The following is a 15278-nucleotide window of genomic DNA, read 5'->3' as shown; positions in this document are numbered from 1 at the left end:
AGCTAGATGCACGAAAAACGGTGCTACATAATAGCCCCGAGCCCCGAGCGCAAACTATAAAAGAGCTGGCGACAGATACACTAATTCCAGCGCAACGATTTAGCCTATATCAAAAACTGGTAGTTGTCTAGTACAACTTGACAAATCGGGCGTGTCGCATTCACCCGTCACCGATATAAAGGGTGAGGCCTGGGCGCTATGGCCGTCGTAAAGCGTTACTCTGCTTTACGACGGGTCGAAGGACGCACGATGCCCACGATTGCGATGAATACCAGAATCGAACCGGACGTAATGAGACCGATTGACCACGGCTCTAGAGCTGGGCGCTGGAAATTCTGTATTGCGCCAAAGAGAAGCTGATTGGAAAGGCCTTCGTCCATCTTTCCGTTGAAGCGCAGGTAGTCCATGATCGGCTCGCCGTCGCGAGTCTCCCACCAAAGGTGGATGTCCTCGGCCATATCGATGACCGAGCCAGACTTCGGCTCAACCCACAAATCACGGGTGCCCTGGTACTGGAGGAACCCGGATTTGTCATCCTGAGTTAGCTGAGAGACGTAAGAACGGTACTTCTGGGCGAGATTCGTCTTCTCAATATCCTGACGGAAATGCAGAATGCGGTTGCCACCGCGCTCCTCTTCCCCGACAAACTTTGCCGGCAGGGAATCGTGGAGGAAATCATCAAAGATCAGGTATTCTTTTTCCTCAGTGTCGGCCGGGAGCTTCACCCAGTTCCCCTCGAAAGCCACAGACCGCGGAACGCCCGCCATGCGGTCGACAAGCGTCGCAGGAGCCAGCGCCTCGCCGGTGAGTCGGTCGATGGTCACTGTCCAGATATTGGCCTCGATAAGCTCGGTCAGCGGGTCGGTGCCCATGACCTCCGGGGGAAGCTCACGCATTTCAGTCACACCGACACGGAGCGAAACCTTGTCCGCATCGGCGGGTTCGATGAGCACGCCGTGGAGCTGTCGCTGCAGCGGCGAGTGCACTTCTTCCCGCTTGCCTTCTTCGTTAATCCTGGTGGACACGCCGTCTTCCGCCCGCAGGGTGTACGACACCGGCGGCAGGTCAAGCGGCATTTTGGGATCAACATTGAGCACTTTGGGCAGCAAGATGCCAGCAGCAAGCAGTGCGGTGCCTAGACCCAACAGAAGGATAGACAGAATTCTCGGCCGTGAGAGCATGTTAGATACTTTACAGGCCAATAGGGGCAATCAAGACAATGAGTGGTCTGGTTTTTGCCCCCAACTCCCTGTGACGGGTGAGATTAGTGAGGTTTTGCCGGGGTCGGGTGGGTTAGCAAAGGCCCCAGAAACAAAAGAACCGCCAACCCCGGGTAAAAATCCCAGAATTGGCGGTCAGAATCGGTAGCTTTAGGCCACTACCGGAGCCGAAGCAAGTAACTGAATTACTTGAGGGAGACCTTTGCGCCAGCCTCTTCCAGCTTAGCCTTAGCAGCCTCAGCGTCGTCCTTGGAAGCACCCTCCAGGATAGCCTTCGGAGCGGACTCAACCATCTCCTTAGCCTCCTTCAGGCCCAGGCCGGAGACGATCTCGCGGACAGCCTTAATAACGCCAATCTTCTTAGCGCCAGCGTCCTCGAGGACGACGTCGAACTCGTCCTTCTCCTCAGCAGCAGCCTCGCCGCCAGCAGCGCCTGCAGCAGCAACTGCAACCGGAGCAGCAGCGGTGACGTCGAACTCCTCCTCGAAAGCCTTCTTGAACTCGGTGAGCTCAACGAGGGTCATTTCCTTGAAAGCCTCGAGCAGTTCCTCAGTGGTGTACTTAGCCATGGATATTCTCCTATGAGTGTGGTGCGGCCGCTCCCCTCAGAGATCCCTGGGGTCGAAGCCGTCAAAGTGATATTTAAAAGTTTTTCGCGTGATTTAGTTCGCGTAGTTCGCGAGCCGCTCGGGATTACTTCTTTTCCTCGAGTGCCGCAGCAAGGCGGGCAACCGAGGAGGTCGGAGCATCGAGCAGGCCAGCGACGTTCGCCAGAACGCCGTTGAAGGCACCAGCCAGCTTTGCCAGCGTGGTCTCACGGTTATCCATATCCGCAAGAGCCTCGAACTGTGCTGCATCCATTGCAGCACCGTCCATGTAGCCGCCCTTGACCACGAGGTTCTTGTTGTCACCGGCGAACTTCTTAATCGCCTTAGCCGCATCCACAGCCTCGCCCTTGATGAAGGCGACTGCAGTCGGGCCGTTCAGGTGCTCATCAAGACCCTCAATCCCTGCCTCGTCGGCAGCGATCTTGATCATGGTGTTCTTGGCGACGGAGTACTTAACATCAGCACCGAGGGCGCGACGCAGTTCCGTGATTTCCGCAACGGACAGGCCGCGGTACTCAGTCAGCACGATAGCGTTGGACTCTTCGACGTCCTGCTTCAGCGCTGCAACAGCTGCAATCTTCTCAGCATTTGCTGCCATGTGTACTCTCGCCTCCTTCCTGGTCTTTGCAATTTTCCGCTCGGCCAAGTGAAGGAGTCTTTTGCGCAAATACAACAAACGCCCCAATCCTCGCACAAGGATGGGGCGCACAATTCTTTTGGCATGTTCCACTTCAACTCCGCCAACTCCAAGGTCAGCAGGTGAAGTCAAACTGCGCAAGCGCTTCCAAGTCCTCCTGCGTGGGCCGCTCACTGTATTCCTACAATGAAACCTTCAATCCGCTTCTTTCGAAGCGAATGACCGACGGTCTTCGGTGAAACTTGAGTACCAACCTCCATCGTCCCAACTCGATGTTGGTACCGATTGGAAGCCGGTCAAACTTCGTGAAGAAACTCTATACCAGACCCAGGCAATTAACCAAATCGTCTATCCAAACCGCGCTGCACCAGGCTCTCCAAAGCGGCCGAACTCCAGGTCCTTCTCACGTTGCTGCACAATCATCTCAAGCTCGGCAAAGTACGCATTCAGGTCGTCGTCGGCAAGCCAGAGCACTTGGTCGGCGTAGTCGAGTACCACGCGCACCATGTCGTCGGGATGTGCGTCCAATCTGGCGGCGTCGAGGATATCCACGGTGAGTGTCAGTGCCACGCGCACGACCGGCGGGATCTGCGATGCCAGGCACTGTTGCGCCACGACATTGCGCAGCTCCACGGCTTCCATCCGCGCAATGATGCGCAACAACCGCACTACGACGACTTGCGCCGCCCGAACTTGCAGAGCTTCCTCCTCACTCATCCCCGGAAGCACCACAGAATCCTGGATATTGCGGCGAAGGACCTCAGCTACGCGCTCGTCCTCCCCTAGCCCCGTCAGTACCTCGCCCAGCAGAGTCTGCCCCGCGATGCGCAGGCAGGGCATGTCATAGGCGTCGTCGCCCAACGAGTCGAGATACGAGATGAGCTGCGGTTCAATAATTCCGGAACCGTCGTCGAGCTGCGCCAGGCGATTAATCTCGCCGAGCGCCTCCAGCCCTTCTTCGGGTTCCAAAATCAACGTCATAGTCGCGATTTTAAGCAACAAACTTTGGCCGTGAGTCCATTTCGCCTGGATTAGTTGATTGGATTAGCAATTCGCTTTACGACGTCTACCGCGCCCAAACCCCCACCGCGCTATCGATACCCCTTACGAGAATGCGAAACCGCCGCCTCACACACTTGGGAAAGTGCGCGCGGCGGCGGTTTTCAAGAGCTTGGCTCTGAGTCACCCTCGAGCGACTTGTGAAGAGCAACTCGCCTATCGGCTGATGCTGATTTAGGCGGTGTAGTCCTTGATCACGCTGGTGTCAACCGGGATGCCCGGGCCGTTGGTGGCGGAGACGGTGATCTTCTTCAGGTACTTACCCTTAGCAGCGGACGGCTTGAGACGCATCAGCTCGTCGATAAGCGCGCCGTAGTTCTCGGCCAGCTTCTCGGCGTCGAAGGAAGCCTTACCGATAACAGCCTGCAGGTTTGCAGCCTTGTCAACGCGGAAGGAAATCTTACCGCCCTTGATCTCGGTGACAGCCTTAGCGACATCCGGGGTAACGGTGCCGGTCTTCGGGTTCGGCATCAGACCACGCGGGCCGAGGATACGAGCCACGCGACCAACCTTGGCCATCTGGTCCGGGGTTGCGATAGCAGCGTCGAAGTCGGTCCAGCCGCCCTGAATCTTCTCGATCAGCTCGTCGGAGCCAACGAAGTCAGCGCCGGCCTCTTCAGCCTTGGTGGCGTTCTCGCCAGCAGCGAAAACAACAACGCGGACCGTCTTACCGGTGCCGTTCGGCAGGGAGACAGTGCCGCGAACCAGCTGGTCAGCCTTGCGCGGGTCAACGCCCAGGCGGATAGCGACGTCGATGGTGGCGTCGTAGTTCTTGGAGGAAGTCTCCTTGACCAGGTTAGCGGCCTCGAGCGGAGAGTAGATGCGGCCGGCGTCGATCTTCTCGGCGGCGGCGCGGTATGCCTTGGAGTTCTTGCTCATGAAAAGTCCAATCTCAATTAAGTGAAATGGTTGGATTGTGGTGTTTAGCGGGCCGAAGCTGGCCCTACCACTTTGATGAAGGTGCAGCTAAACGCTGACGGTTTACTTAGCGCCCTCGACGGTGATGCCCATGGAGCGAGCGGTACCGGCGATGATGCGTGCACCCATCTCGATGTCGTTGGCGTTCAGGTCCGGCTTCTTCAGCTCGGCGATTTCCTTGCACTGCTCCCAGGTCACGGAACCGACCTTGTTGGTGTGCGGAACGCCCGAACCCTTCTGAATGCCAGCGGCCTTCAGCAGCAGCTTAGCTGCCGGCGGGGTCTTCAGAACGAAGGTGAAGGAGCGGTCTTCGTAGACGGAGATTTCAACCGGGACAACGTTGCCACGCTGGTTCTCAGTTGCTGCGTTGTAAGCCTTGCAGAACTCCATGATGTTGACACCATGGGCACCCAGTGCCGGACCAACCGGCGGAGCCGGGTTAGCCTGACCAGCCTGAATCTGCAGCTTAATAATCGCAGAAAGCTTCTTCTTCGGAGCCATCGGATTAACCTACTTCCTAGTTACCGGGGCACGCCGCCCCGATGAAAAGGCGACTCACCCCGTCCGGATGCCGACGCTTTACGACGACCCTTGCGCCCACGACCATCATGGCCGCTGGCGCTGGTCATCGAGTTGGTGCCAGCCACCGGGGATACGAATTACTTGGCGCATCTGTGCTCAAGGCACAAAAATGCACGCCTGGCTACGTTACCGCAGCGTATGGCGTGCATCAAAATCCGTTACCGGATTGGTTGTTCGAGAGAGCTAGCTGGTGCCTTTGCTCGGCGCTTGGCTTGCTGCCCGGCTTAGTGCGAGGCCCGCTTAGTGCGAGGCCTAGTTCAGCTTCTCGACCTCATCGATGCCCAGCTCGACCGGGGTCTCTCGACCGAAGATGGAAACCAGGGCCTTCATGCGGCCGGTGTCCGGGTCGATCTCGGAGATGGTCGCAGCCACAGATGCGAACGGGCCGGACAGGATGGTGACGGACTCGCCGACCTCGTAGTCGATGGCTACGGCCTTCTTCTCCGCCTGCGGCGCCGCTGCGACAGCCAGCTCACCGTCGGCATTTGCAGCTTCCTCAGCGGCGTCCGCGGTGATGGTCTCCTTCGGCATGAGGAACTTAGCGACCTCGCGAATCTTGACCTTGGACGGCTGACCCTCGCTACCGACGAAGGAAGTAACACCCGGGGTGTCGCGGACGACGGACCAGGACGGGTCATCCAGGCTCATGCGGACCAGAACGTAGCCCGGCAGCAGCTTGCGCTTAACGATCTTCTTCTTGCCGTCGTCCTTGCGCTCTTCGACTTCCTCAACCGGAACGATGACCTCGTGGATCTGCTCATCGACACCCATGGTCTGGGCGCGCATTTCCAGGTTGGTCTTCACCTTGTTCTCGTAGCCGGAGTAGCACTGGATGATGTACCAGTCGCCCGGACGACGCTTGAGCTCACGCTGGAACTCGCGCAGGCGCTTACGGTACTCGGCGTCTGCGTCAGCAGCTGCTTGCGCCTCAGCGTCAGCGGCGGTCTCCTCTGCCGGCGCTGCTTCTGCTGCAGCAGTGTCAGCTGCGGCTGCGTCGGCTGCGGCTGCACCCTCGGCCGGAGCTTCTACCTGAGCCGGTGCGCCCTGCGCATCCTGCTCAGTTGCGGCAGCATCCGCGGACTGGGCGTCGGAGAAAATATTCTGACCATCATTCATGTCGTGCTAACCCCTCTTGTATCTACATCAACGGTTCGCGACATTGGCATCTTCGCTCAAAGAGCCTTAAGAGCCAATATGCCATCCGCAATCACTTCGCACAGCAAGACACCAGCTGCGCTAACGAATAATCCCGCCGTCCGGAACTCGGAGGCGGGATGAAAAGCATCACTGCGAAACAGTATAACCGATTACTTGCCCAACACCGATCGGACACCCAGACCGGCCAGCGTGTCCACACCCCACACGAGAGCGATCATGGCAATCAGGAACAGGATCACGATGATGCTGTAGGTGACCATCTGGCGGCCGGTCGGCCAAATCACCTTGCGCAGCTCGTCAACAACCTGCTTGATGAAAACCAAAGGGTTACGAGTCGAAAGCTCGTTGGTCTCCTTCTCACGCGCAGGCTTCTTCGCCACGGTGGTCTGCGCGCCCGTCGCCTGGCGCTTACCGGACGGGCGAGCCGCCGCCTGGAAAGTCTGGTTTTCCTCAGACACGATGCTCCTTCGCTACTTCGTGCATATGAGACCTAAAGATACTGCACAGTGAAACTCAAACGTGAATTCTCCAAGGGCAAACTCCAGGGATGTTCTCCGGAGCCGAGCCCCCCACTGTGCAGAGCAAGTCTGGTTCAGTGCGTAAATTCTAGCCGATTCTCCACACTATCGAAGAAATGCCCTTCGTGGGAACCGCGGGCTTCGAGATTCGATTCCGCTGCTGGCCTTGCAGCGATACTCACTGACGGCCACGTCACTGCTGCTTCGCCCTAGCTCGGGCTGCAAGCTTGGGCTGCTCGCTCGTGCGGCAAGCTTGGGCTGCTGGCTCGGGCTGCAAAAACGACGACCCACCAGACTACGGGCTGCAAATGTGAAACTGTGCGAGTTTGTGGCACTTTCAAGCCATTTTTACTTTCAAGCCATTTTTCGAGCCATTTTTGCCATAACCGCAGTCAGTAACTCGCATTGACCCACCGCCGCCGAATATAAACGAAAAACCCGCCACCCAGACGCTTTTTCATACGCCCTGGATGACGGGTACTTGCAGGGGCGACAGGACTCGAACCTGCAACCTGCGGTTTTGGAGACCGCTGCTCTACCAATTGAGCCACGCCCCTTCACCACCAGCAAAAGAACTTTCCAGCCCTTAGCTGACAATGTCCCACCTTACTGCATTGAAGCATTATCAAGGCGGGGTTCGACGAACATCACTGTCCGTAGTAGCGATGGGGGGGATCGAACCCCCGACCTCACGATTATGAGTCGTGCGCTCTCACCATCTGAGCTACATCGCCCCTATTCTCTACCGGACATAAGTCCGTATAAAAGAACAGAGCCCCCTGACAGAATCGAACTGTCGACCTTTTCCTTACCATGGAAACGCTCTGCCGACTGAGCTAAGGGGGCATCAGCATCCATTGAACTCAGCACGTAACTCCGGGCCAATTGTTGACCGCTTCGTTTCGCTCTGTGCTCTCCGTGAAGCCTTGCAAAGATTAACCCGAAATCACCGCTGAGCACAAATCAGCAGGTAGGCAGCGGTATTTCTTGTCACGTTTGCTGACATTTTTGCGCGCACTTATGGATAATCTATTCACTTATCGATGAGCCCCAGCGGAACCATAAGTGAATAGCTCATCGATGGGTGGCCGCCCCTAACCCGAAACCCCTAACCCAACCCCCTAGCCCGAACCCCTAACCCAAACCCTGCCCCGTATCCCCACCAACAGCCCCTACAAACAAAAAATCACCGCGAGAAAATTCTCGCGGTGATTTCACTGTGCCAGATGATGGATTCGAACCAACGAAGGCAATGCCGACGGATTTACAATCCGCTCCCTTTGGCCGCTCGGGCAATCTGGCGTGCACTCTTAAACGGTGCGAATGGAATGCTACCCACTACTCTGTCATTTACACAAATCGCCAGGTAAAGAGGATATTTTCCTACTTGGATTCACCCCTCAGCAGAGCTCACCCCCCAGCAGAGCTCAACTCTCAGCAGAAATCACCCCAGAGCAGAGCTCGCCCCTAGGTTCATCTCGACAGTGGAGCTCAATCCACTACCCCACGCGCTCCACGGTGTAGCGAGCAACGTGGCGCAGAGCGTCCTTGGCCGCACAGTCGGGAAGGTCAGCGATGACGCGGTCGGACTCATCCAGCAGTTCATTGACCTTCTCCATCGCGCGAGCCACACCGTTGGTCTGAGCCAGGAGCTCGAGGGCCTCGTCGACAAGCGCATTTTCGGAGACTGGGCCGACGAGAATCTCGCGGAGGCGGTCAGCTGCTGGAGTGTCCTCCTGTAGCGCGTAGAGAACCGGTAGCGTGAAGACGCCCTCGCGCAAGTCAGTGCCCGGAGTCTTGCCGGACTGGTCTGTGTTGGAGGAGATGTCGATGATGTCGTCGACGATCTGGAAAACGATGCCGATTAGTTCGCCATAGCGGCGCAGCGCATTGGAAATATCGGCGGACGCACGGGCGTGATAGGCACCGAGATAACCAGCCGATGCGATGAGCACACCGGTCTTTTCGGCAATGACCTTCAGGTAGCGCTCGATGCGCTCTTCAATCGGCAGGTCCAAGTCGTTGAGGCACTCACGCATCTGACCTGTGACAAGGACACCGAAGGTCTCGGCGAAGTGGGCTACGCTCTCGGAACCGAGCTCCGCCAGCAGGCGGGATGCAGCAGCGAAGAGGTAGTCACCGGCCAGAATGGCGACGGTGTTGTCCCAGCGCGAGTTTGCGGAGGGCACACCGCGGCGCTTATCCGCTTCATCCATGACATCGTCGTGGTAGAGCGTCGCCAGGTGCGTCAGCTCCAGCACCGTCGCGGCGGTGATGACCTTATCGCTCTCCGGGTTCTCACCGAACTGCGCGGCAAGCATGGTAAACATTGGGCGGAAGCGCTTACCACCAGCCTGAGCTAGGTGGGAAACCCGCTCGGCTAGGAAGTCCTCGCCGCGCCCCAGCTCAGTAATCAGGAGGTCCTCGCTCTTGCGCATTCCCTCGGTGATTGTTGCTTCCAACGCCTCATCAACGAAGTGAGAACTAGTGGCGGTGTGCTCACCAGTGCCCTGAGCACTTCCGGAACTAAGCCCGGAGTAGTCTCCAGTACGCATTCGAGACCTGCCTAACTGACGATAAAAGATAAGAAACTGCTAAATAAACTACCCTACGAGCATAGTGGCTAGCAGACCAGTTCCCATATTTGTTTCAACGTCGTTATACGCTGGGGCAATGACCTCAAGCCCGATTTCGCGAGTTTCCCCCACGTTCGACGGCGCCGTCGCTCTACCCAGCAGCACTGACGTGCTCATTGTTGGCGCTGGCCCCACCGGATCCGCAGCCGCAATTCACGCCGCCCGCGCCGGTTTTTCGGTCACTGTGGTCGACTCGCAGCGCTTCCCGCGCGACAAGACTTGTGGCGACGGACTCACTCCTCGCGCTATCGCTGAGCTACGTCGCCTAGGGCTTGACGACGAGCTCCTGTGCCGCAACCGCAACCGCGGACTCAAGCTGCACGGCTTCGGCGGCTCCATCACCGCACCTTGGCCAGATGATGCCTCCGGCACTTTTCCCGCTGTCGGATCCGCGATGCCGCGTGTTGAGCTCGACACTTTCTTACTCAATGCCGCCGCTGATGCCGGTGCACAAGTCTTTGATGGGGTCGCTGCGCGGAAGGTGGTTCTCGGAGCGTTGAGCAGTGGTGGCACGCGGGGCCACGGCGTGCGCGAGGTGGAACTTTCCGACCGCGAAGGCAAGCCACACACCATCTCGGCCCGCTGGCTGCTCGTGGCCGATGGGGTCCGAAGTACCGTCGGCAAGCAGCTGGGGCGTGCGTGGCATCGCGACAGCGTCTTTGGCGTGGCCGCGCGGTCATATGTCAGCTTCGACAGCGCGGACGTAGCGGATGACTGGATTCACTCGCACCTGGAACTGCGCGACTCCGAGGGGCATACGCACCCGGGCTATGGCTGGATCTTCCCGCTGGGAGCAGGCCAGGCGAATGTGGGGTGTGGGGCGCTGGCGACGTCGGCACGCCCGGCGCGCACGAACGTGAAAAAGTTGCTACACGAGTACCACGGGCAGGTGCGTGAGCAGTGGCAGATGAGCGAACCGGAGCACGTGACGTCGGCGCTGTTGCCGATGGGTGGTGCTGTATCGAATGTGGCGGGGCCGAACTGGGCGTTGCTCGGTGATGCTGCGTGCCTGGTCAACCCGCTCAACGGTGAGGGCATTGACTACGGCATGGAGTCGGCGCGGCTGGCGGTGGAGCTGATTAGTTCGATTGGTGCGAGCCACGATGGGCTGACTCACTCCTGGCCCGCCCTGCTTCGCGAGCACTACGGGACCGGCTTCTCGCTGGCTCGCAAGTTGGCGCTGACGTTGACGTACCCGAGCTTCCTTCCCACGGTCGGCCCGCTGACTATCGGCGCCCCGTGGGGCAGCCAGCTCATGGGCGTTGCCGCACGACTGATGGGAAACCTGGTCACGGAACACGACCGCGATGTGGTGGCGCGACTGTGGCGCGCTTCGGGGCAGGCGGCGCTGGCCTCCGATAAGTGGTTCGGGCGCCAGCCCTGGCAGTAAAAACTGCTTTACGACGGGCCCAGCGCCCGAGCCCGGTCGCGAGCTATCGACCTACTGCGCGGGCTTGGTTGCCGAGTGCAGCGCCGCGATGCCAAAGGTGAGGTTCTGCCACCCGGCATCCTCCCAGCCAGAGGCATTGATGTCGCGGGCAAGCTGCGGCTGGTTCGGCCAGGCGCGAATCGACTCCGCCAAGTACACGTAGGCCTCCGGGTTCGAGGAGACGACCTTGGCGATCTGCGGCAGTGCCCGCATCAGGTACTCCTTGTAGAAGGTGCTGAACACTGGCACCACAGGGGTGGAGAACTCACAGACTGTCAGCTGGCCTCCGGGCTTGGTCACGCGGGCTAGTTCGGCGAGGCCCGCCTTGTAGTCCACGATGTTGCGAAGACCGAAGCTGATGGTCACCGCGTCGAAGGTGTTGTCCGGGAATGGCAGCTTCATGCCGTCACCGCAGACCTTGGGAACATCGCGATGTGCACCGGCCTTGAGCATGCCTCGGGAGAAGTCACAGGCAACGACGTATGCGCCAGACTTTGCCAACTCCACTGAGGAAACAGCCGTACCAGCGGCCAGGTCGAGGACCTTCTGGCCAGGCTGCAGGTTCAGGCGCTTTGCCGTGTGCACGCGCCAGTAGTGGTCAATACCACCAGTGAGCACGGTATTAGTGATGTCGTAATTCTTCCCCACGCCGTCGAACATCGAGGCGACTTCGCTGGGATTTTTCGTTAAATCAGCCCTAGACACGATGTCCAGATTACGCGACCGACTTCTGACGCGTAGCAGCACCTGTACGGGAAGCGTCAATCGTATCTGCTGCGACCTTGCTTGACGTCTCGGCCGCGGAGACCCCAGAAACCTCCTCGTAGTGGCGAACAAGGTCTGCACACAGTGCTTCCCAGGTACGTTCGGTCACGGTGTCGCGGCAGCGGTTGCGCAGCTGCTTGCGTGCCAGCTCATCGTCGACGAGCAGCAGCTTGTCGACCGCCTCAGACAGATCGCGGGTGAAAGTCTTGGGCTCCAGCAGATAGCCGTTGACATCGTTAGTAATCAGGTCGCGCGGGCCGCCTGCGTTCGGAGCGATGGCCGGAACACCGGAAGCGTGGGCTTCCTGTACGGCCTGGCAGAAGGTTTCAAAGTCACCGGTGTGAACGAACACGTCCAGGCTGGCGAATGCCGCTGCCAACTTATCGCCGGTGAGCTGCCCAGTGAAGACGGCATTCGGCATCTGCTTCTGCAGCTTCGGCAGCTCCGGGCCATTACCGACAATGACCACCTGGATATCGTCGCGGCCATTCAGCGCCGCCAGCCGCTCTACGGACTTCTCCGCCGCCAGCCTGCCGACATAACCAACAATTGGCTTGCCCTCCGGGCTCCACTGCTTCCTGAGCTCCTCGCTGCGCTTCGTCGGAGTAAAGCGCACTGCATCAACACCACGACCCCAGCGGTAGACGTCACGAATCTTGTGGTTCTGCAGGTCCTCAATAGTCGGCGACGACGGCGCCAGCGTTCGGGCGCAGGAGTTGTGAATCACGCGCGTCCACAACCACGCGGCCGTGGAGAGCCCCGCCAACTTGTAGTTCTTGGCAAAACCCGCAACGTCCGTCTGATAGATAGCCACAGCCGGGATGCCCAGCGCCTTAGCAGTCAAAGCACCGGCACCACCGAGCACAAATGGCGAAGCCAAGTGGACAACATCCGGCTTAAACTGCGTCAGCGCCGACGCTACCCTGCGGTTCGGCACACCAATCGGTAGTGAATCAATCAACGGCACCATCACGGTGGGCACACGCTCAATGCGGTAGTCGCAGTAGAACTCTGCTTCTTCCTGCCAGTCCCGAGCACCCGGCGCAATCACCAGCGCCTCGTGTCCCCCACGGCGTAAGTGTTCCAACACCCGCAGCACGGAGTTTGTCACTCCATTGATGTTGGGCAAGAAGCTTTCAGCAATGATGGCAACGCGCATGGTGCTAGTTTTCCATCTCGTCGGAAAGCGAAAGTGACCCTCTGTTTACCTTTTGGGGATCTCTTTGTAAACGACGGGTTGCGCGCAACGACAACCACCACAACGGCGTGACGACGATAAACGCAACCACAGCGATGCTGGCAGCCGGGAGAAACGACAGCGTCCAAGTGCGTCCGGCGACGCGGGCGACATTGGGGTCCGTGCGGTCGTATTCGACGCGGACGCGCTGCCCCTCTTCCAGACCAACGGGATAGAGCAAGCCGGTTGGTGGCGACTGAAAATCACCATTCTCGTCGACGAAATCGACCGTGGTGCGAAGAAGCTCGACCGAGCGCACATTGGCTACGGACTGCCCCATGTTCGACTCGATATTGCGGTCATTAATGAAGCAGCCAACCACCATGGCCAGGCACGAAAGTAACAGGCAAATAATTACAAAGAGCAGCACCTGACGAAGGAGGCGCGGCCAATTGGCCAGGGCAGTTTTCCACTGCATGGCGGTCGCGACCTCCTTATTCTTCTGTCCTTGATTGTTTCCAGCTCTAATCTGATGCTGCCGGCCAGCTAGTCCTTATCCAGCAAGCCTTGTTCAGCTAGTGCTTGTCCAGCACCCCAATCTCCGCATTGTATGCCAGCTTGTGGTGCAACTGTCTCCGCGTCGCACGCGTGGTCGCCACCTCGATGACGCGGATGCCATCGACGTCGGTATCCGGGTGCAGCTGCGCGAGCAGATCTGGGAGGCGGTCAACATGCACGTGCTCGACCCCGTAGGCCTGACAGATGCCCTCAAAGTCCACGTCCTGCGGTGTGCCGAAGATGCGCTCGAAGCTTCCCCGCAGAGCCGGGCTGCCCGCCTCCAGCGTCTCGAAAATACCGCCACCGGCATCGTTGGCCACCACGATGGTGAGGTTTTCCGGCCTCGGCTCCAGCGGCCCGATCGCCAGCGCTGCGGAGTCGTGCTGGAACGTTAGGTCCCCCATGAGCGCAATCGTCCGCGGCGGGCGGATCTCGTCGGCATGCTCGCGGTCGGACGCCAGCGCAATACCAATCGCCGTCGCCACCGTGCCGTCGATGCCCGCGGCACCTCGTCCCGCATACGTGTTCACCCCCGGGAAAGGCAGGCCCGTGTACGACGCATCGCGCACCGGGTTCGACGCGCCTAACACCACATTGTCACCCGTGCGCAGGCTATCCGTGAGAGCCGCCGCCACATGAAATCCGGTCAGCGGTTCCTCCGCTTCAATCGACTCGGTAATCGTCTCCCGCACGGACTTCACCGCCAATTCACTGGCAGCCTCACAGATTTTCGTCCACTGCGGGTCCTGGTCCCCCATAGTCTGCACATGCTTTACGACGGCCCTTGCGTTCGCCGTTACATCCGGAAACTCCGCCCCAAAGCCGTGGTTTTCCGCATCCGAGACAACCGTCAACTCGATATCAGGATTGGCCAGCAGCTTAGAGATCCCTCGGTGCAGCGTCGGTCTGCCGACCAACACAATCTGCTCCGGCGGAATCTGCGCAAAAGTACCCGCCGCAAGCGGGTGAACCGGGTGCGCCGGCGCATATGCATTCGGCTCAGCGATGGTTGGCAAATCCTCCAACTCTGGCAGATGCGGGGCATTCGAGCCCGCAATCACGAGTGTGCGGCGGCTGATGTCAATTGTGGCTGTGCTAGCCGCGTTGGCCGGGCTGGTAGGGGCCGAGTTGGCCGCGATGGCGGCTGCGCCGACGTTGTTGCTGTTGGTAGGCGCAATCGTGGTCCAGGGGCCGCCGTCTGCGCGACCCTCGGGGATGTCGGCAACGGAGTCGTCGCCAGGCACGAGCGGTTCGACAAAACGGACGTTGAGGTGGCCGGCCCCGGATGTCATGGCGGCAACAACGCGATCAATGCGGGCGCGAATCTGCGCGGCAGTGGCATTCGTGACCGGGGCGGTGCCGTCCAGATCGAACTCAACGACGGAGGCATCGGCGAACAGGCGGTCCTGGACGATGGTCTGGTTCGCGCCGGTGCCGCGATAATGCGCGGGGCGATCGGCGGTCAGTGCCAGCAGCGGAATACCCGCCGCGGTGGCTTCGACCATGGCGGGCACGAGGTTTGCGACGGCTGTGCCGGACGTTGTAATTACCGGGGTCACCTTGCGGGTGCGCGAGGCCAGGCCGAGGGCGAGGAAGGCGGCGGAGCGTTCATCGATGCGCACATGGAGGCGAACCTTCGCCGCATCGGCGGCCTGGACCAGAGCGCGGGCCAGCGGGGCGGACCGGGAACCCGGGCACACCACGGCATCGACCATGCCGAGACGCAGCAGCTCATCGACGATGAGGCCCGCTACCACTGCGGATGGGGCCGCGGGGGCTGTATGGGCTGCGGAGGTGTGGGGCGTGGCGTCGGTTGCCGAGGCTGGGGTGCCAGCATCGGTGCCGGCGGCATTGGTGATGTTGGTGCCCTGAGCGTGCGAAGTCTGGGAGGTGTCCTGGTTGTCGTTCACACTCAATAGGCTACTTGTCAGGTCGGATATCGGGCTCGTTGGGAGTTACTGACCCCGTTTATGACAGTTTGGAGCCGGTAGGTTCAGGCGGTGAATGCATCAC

Annotated in this window: 14 protein-coding genes and 4 tRNA genes; 1 reads left to right on the top strand and 17 read right to left on the bottom strand. The window is 59.6% G+C overall.

Annotated elements, in window-relative coordinates:
- Positions 1-215: 215 nt before the first annotated feature.
- The 13 genes from HMPREF3042_RS00880 to HMPREF3042_RS00820 all read right to left on the bottom strand — a co-directional run bounded on the left by HMPREF3042_RS00880 (position 216) and on the right by HMPREF3042_RS00820 (position 9255).
- Positions 216-1181: a cell envelope lipid trafficking protein PgfA gene (locus HMPREF3042_RS00880; protein ID WP_049190601.1), complete on the bottom strand. Its 966-nt coding sequence runs from the start codon at positions 1179-1181 to the stop codon at positions 216-218.
- A 224-nt stretch (positions 1182-1405) separates the two neighbouring features.
- A complete protein-coding gene (rplL, locus tag HMPREF3042_RS00875; protein WP_038627619.1) occupies positions 1406-1789 on the bottom strand; it encodes a 50S ribosomal protein L7/L12 in 384 nt (127 codons plus the stop codon).
- A gap of 124 nt (positions 1790-1913) precedes the next feature.
- Positions 1914-2426, bottom strand: a complete 513-nt coding sequence (gene rplJ / locus HMPREF3042_RS00870; RefSeq protein WP_070855815.1) for a 50S ribosomal protein L10 — start codon at positions 2424-2426, stop codon at positions 1914-1916.
- Positions 2427-2813: 387 nt separating this feature from the next.
- Entirely contained in the window at positions 2814-3446 is a 633-nt protein-coding gene (locus HMPREF3042_RS00865; RefSeq protein WP_049190599.1) for a hypothetical protein, read from the bottom strand.
- Between the two features lie 252 nt (positions 3447-3698).
- Complete coding sequence (gene rplA / locus HMPREF3042_RS00860; RefSeq protein ID WP_070855814.1) at positions 3699-4403, bottom strand: 50S ribosomal protein L1; 705 nt, start codon at positions 4401-4403, stop codon at positions 3699-3701.
- Positions 4404-4505: 102 nt separating this feature from the next.
- A complete protein-coding gene (gene rplK / locus HMPREF3042_RS00855; protein ID WP_016422043.1) occupies positions 4506-4943 on the bottom strand; it encodes a 50S ribosomal protein L11 in 438 nt (145 codons plus the stop codon).
- Positions 4944-5276: 333 nt separating this feature from the next.
- Positions 5277-6140, bottom strand: coding sequence for a transcription termination/antitermination protein NusG (gene nusG, locus HMPREF3042_RS00850; RefSeq protein WP_049190597.1), 864 nt, complete (start codon positions 6138-6140; stop codon positions 5277-5279).
- A gap of 191 nt (positions 6141-6331) precedes the next feature.
- Positions 6332-6640, bottom strand: coding sequence for a preprotein translocase subunit SecE (gene secE / locus HMPREF3042_RS00845; RefSeq protein ID WP_016422041.1), 309 nt, complete (start codon positions 6638-6640; stop codon positions 6332-6334).
- 544 nt (positions 6641-7184) lie between these two features.
- Positions 7185-7257: transfer RNA gene (locus HMPREF3042_RS00840), tRNA-Trp, on the bottom strand.
- A gap of 103 nt (positions 7258-7360) precedes the next feature.
- Positions 7361-7434, bottom strand: a tRNA-Met gene (locus HMPREF3042_RS00835).
- Positions 7435-7473: 39 nt separating this feature from the next.
- A tRNA-Thr gene (locus tag HMPREF3042_RS00830) sits at positions 7474-7546 on the bottom strand.
- A 374-nt stretch (positions 7547-7920) separates the two neighbouring features.
- Positions 7921-8002, bottom strand: a tRNA-Tyr gene (locus HMPREF3042_RS00825).
- A 197-nt stretch (positions 8003-8199) separates the two neighbouring features.
- Positions 8200-9255 carry a polyprenyl synthetase family protein gene (locus HMPREF3042_RS00820; RefSeq protein ID WP_070855813.1) on the bottom strand — a complete coding sequence of 352 codons (1056 nt, stop codon included), beginning with the start codon at positions 9253-9255 and terminating at the stop codon, positions 8200-8202.
- Between the two features lie 118 nt (positions 9256-9373).
- Between HMPREF3042_RS00820 and HMPREF3042_RS00815 the strand changes: the two genes are divergently transcribed.
- Entirely contained in the window at positions 9374-10726 is a 1353-nt protein-coding gene (locus tag HMPREF3042_RS00815) for a geranylgeranyl reductase family protein (RefSeq protein WP_246822277.1), read from the top strand.
- A gap of 51 nt (positions 10727-10777) precedes the next feature.
- Here the strand turns inward: HMPREF3042_RS00815 and HMPREF3042_RS00810 are convergent, their stop codons facing one another.
- The 4 genes from HMPREF3042_RS00810 to menD form a co-directional block, all read right to left on the bottom strand.
- Positions 10778-11470, bottom strand: a complete 693-nt coding sequence (locus HMPREF3042_RS00810) for a demethylmenaquinone methyltransferase (protein ID WP_070855812.1) — start codon at positions 11468-11470, stop codon at positions 10778-10780.
- A gap of 10 nt (positions 11471-11480) precedes the next feature.
- A complete protein-coding gene (locus HMPREF3042_RS00805; protein WP_070855811.1) occupies positions 11481-12689 on the bottom strand; it encodes a glycosyltransferase family 4 protein in 1209 nt (402 codons plus the stop codon).
- Positions 12690-12693: 4 nt separating this feature from the next.
- The gene (locus HMPREF3042_RS00800; protein WP_070855810.1) at positions 12694-13185 is read right to left on the bottom strand and encodes a DUF3592 domain-containing protein; all 492 of its coding nucleotides are present in this window, start codon (positions 13183-13185) and stop codon (positions 12694-12696) included.
- Between the two features lie 97 nt (positions 13186-13282).
- The gene (gene menD / locus HMPREF3042_RS00795; RefSeq protein WP_168168118.1) at positions 13283-15022 is read right to left on the bottom strand and encodes a 2-succinyl-5-enolpyruvyl-6-hydroxy-3-cyclohexene-1-carboxylic-acid synthase; all 1740 of its coding nucleotides are present in this window, start codon (positions 15020-15022) and stop codon (positions 13283-13285) included.
- Between the last annotated feature and the right edge of the window lie 256 nt (positions 15023-15278).

The sequence above is a fragment of the Corynebacterium sp. HMSC074C05 genome (assembly GCF_001838325.1).
GTDB lineage: Bacteria > Actinomycetota > Actinomycetes > Mycobacteriales > Mycobacteriaceae > Corynebacterium > Corynebacterium amycolatum.
Note: the sequence above shows the minus strand (reverse complement) of the source record. Positions and strands in the feature narration are given on the sequence as shown.

What these genes read in the sequence shown, in the direction of transcription:
- HMPREF3042_RS00800 (WP_070855810.1), bottom strand. Translation starts at nt 13,185, where the DNA reads ATGCAGTGGAAAACTGCCCTGGCCAATTGGCCGCGCCTCCTTCGTCAG.
- rplA (WP_070855814.1), bottom strand. Translation starts at nt 4,403, where the DNA reads ATGAGCAAGAACTCCAAGGCATACCGCGCCGCCGCCGAGAAGATCGAC.
- HMPREF3042_RS00805 (WP_070855811.1), bottom strand. Translation starts at nt 12,689, where the DNA reads ATGCGCGTTGCCATCATTGCTGAAAGCTTCTTGCCCAACATCAATGGA.
- HMPREF3042_RS00820 (WP_070855813.1), bottom strand. Translation starts at nt 9,255, where the DNA reads ATGCGTACTGGAGACTACTCCGGGCTTAGTTCCGGAAGTGCTCAGGGC.
- HMPREF3042_RS00865 (WP_049190599.1), bottom strand. Translation starts at nt 3,446, where the DNA reads ATGACGTTGATTTTGGAACCCGAAGAAGGGCTGGAGGCGCTCGGCGAG.
- nusG (WP_049190597.1), bottom strand. Translation starts at nt 6,140, where the DNA reads ATGAATGATGGTCAGAATATTTTCTCCGACGCCCAGTCCGCGGATGCT.
- rplJ (WP_070855815.1), bottom strand. Translation starts at nt 2,426, where the DNA reads ATGGCAGCAAATGCTGAGAAGATTGCAGCTGTTGCAGCGCTGAAGCAG.
- HMPREF3042_RS00815 (WP_246822277.1), top strand. Translation starts at nt 9,374, where the DNA reads ATGACCTCAAGCCCGATTTCGCGAGTTTCCCCCACGTTCGACGGCGCC.
- rplL (WP_038627619.1), bottom strand. Translation starts at nt 1,789, where the DNA reads ATGGCTAAGTACACCACTGAGGAACTGCTCGAGGCTTTCAAGGAAATG.
- rplK (WP_016422043.1), bottom strand. Translation starts at nt 4,943, where the DNA reads ATGGCTCCGAAGAAGAAGCTTTCTGCGATTATTAAGCTGCAGATTCAG.
- HMPREF3042_RS00880 (WP_049190601.1), bottom strand. Translation starts at nt 1,181, where the DNA reads ATGCTCTCACGGCCGAGAATTCTGTCTATCCTTCTGTTGGGTCTAGGC.